At 44.0% G+C, this 566-nt stretch carries 1 protein-coding gene; it reads left to right on the forward strand.

Annotated features, from left to right (window positions below):
- The coding region (locus ACS8FC_RS19740; protein ID WP_439298034.1) for a phosphopantothenoylcysteine decarboxylase domain-containing protein at positions 1–460 on the forward strand (460 nt) is incomplete at its 5' end.
- Positions 461–566: the final 106 nt, after the last annotated feature.

Below are 566 nucleotides of genomic sequence, written 5' to 3' on the forward strand. Positions count from 1 at the left end.
TGAACTACCGCAGGCTTATACTGAACACCAATTCGTAAAGGCAGATATCTTTATCGCGACAGCCGCAGTAGCAGATTATCGTACTGAGGAAGCCGCACCGCAAAAAATTAAAAAGACGCAAGATGCTATGAATCTCAGCTTGGTTAAAAACCCTGATATTTTAGCGACAATCTCTCTTGCTCATCCGGAATTATTTGTCGTTGGTTTTGCCGCAGAAACACAGGATGTCGAGCGTTATGCGCGTGGCAAGCTCGCCGCAAAAGCGCTAGATATGATTGCTTGTAACGATGTCTCACGGGCAGATATTGGTTTTGCTAGTGACGATAATGCCATGCAGGTGTTTTTCTCTGAGCGCTATGAACGTGATGCGATAACGTTAGACAAAACCAGTAAAGATAAAATCGCTGAGCAGTTAGCCAGTATTATTGGTGAAACAATCGCTCAACGTCAAAACAGCTAGTGGTATAAATATAGGCGCTGAGCCTCAAATGGTACAAACAATATGACCAATATAGCTGGTAACGATAGCACTCAGATGCTAGTGCTGACGCTCATTTTTGCGCTGG

The organism is Psychrobacter sp. 1Y4 (assembly GCF_051847555.1).